The sequence below is a fragment of the Variovorax glucosi genome (assembly GCF_051216695.1).
Classification (GTDB): domain Bacteria; phylum Pseudomonadota; class Gammaproteobacteria; order Burkholderiales; family Burkholderiaceae_C; genus Variovorax.
This window is the reverse complement of record NZ_JBPJZE010000318.1, coordinates 415-1098: the sequence shown is the minus strand read 5'-3', so window position 1 is coordinate 1098 and position 684 is coordinate 415. Positions and strand designations below refer to the sequence as shown.

At 66.4% G+C, this 684-nt stretch carries 1 protein-coding gene; it reads right to left on the bottom strand.

Annotation, left to right across the window (positions count from 1 at the left end):
• The coding region (locus ACSFA3_RS25290) for a Bug family tripartite tricarboxylate transporter substrate binding protein (protein WP_435508083.1) at positions 1-512 on the bottom strand (512 nt) is incomplete at its 3' end.
• Positions 513-684 lie beyond the last annotated feature (172 nt).

Sequence of the window (684 nt, the reverse complement as noted above, 5' to 3'; positions counted from 1 at the left end):
GAGCCGAAGCTCAACTTCTTCGGGTGCGCCTTCGCATAGGCGACCAGCTCGGGCAGCGTGTTCACGGGAAGCTGCGCGTTGGCGACCAGGAAAAGGCGCCCCGAGGCACCCAGCGCCACCGGCACGAAATCCTTCAAGGTGTCATAGGGCAGCTTGTCGTAGATGGCCGGATTGATCGTCATCTGGCCGGAGGTCCCGAACAGCAGGGTGTAGCCGTCAGCTGCGGCGGACTTGACCGTCTGGGCGCCGATGATGCCGTTGGCGCCGGCCTTGTTGTCGACGAAGACCGGCTGTCCGAGCAATTGCTGGAGCGCACCTGCGTAGGCGCGCGCCCCGACATCGACCGTCTGGCCGGGCGGATAGCCCACGACGATGCGGATAGGACGCTTTGGGAAATCCGAGTCGTCGGACTTCGGCTGTCCGAAGGCATGCAGGACCGGCAGCGAAGCCGCAGCCGCGCCCACGCTGGCGCGCAGGAGAAACCGGCGTCCGGAAGAAAAGTGCGAAGTCATCGTGTGCTCCTCAGGCTTCAGGCCGCATGCGCCAGGCGGGGACGTAGGCGATACCGTGCATGAGCCGGCGTGCGGTGCGGCCCAGGCCGAGCCGTTCGTAGGTCGCGCCTTCTGCGCCAGCGCCAGGGTTGGCACGAACGACGACGGTCATCGACCCTAGCGGATGGCCGAT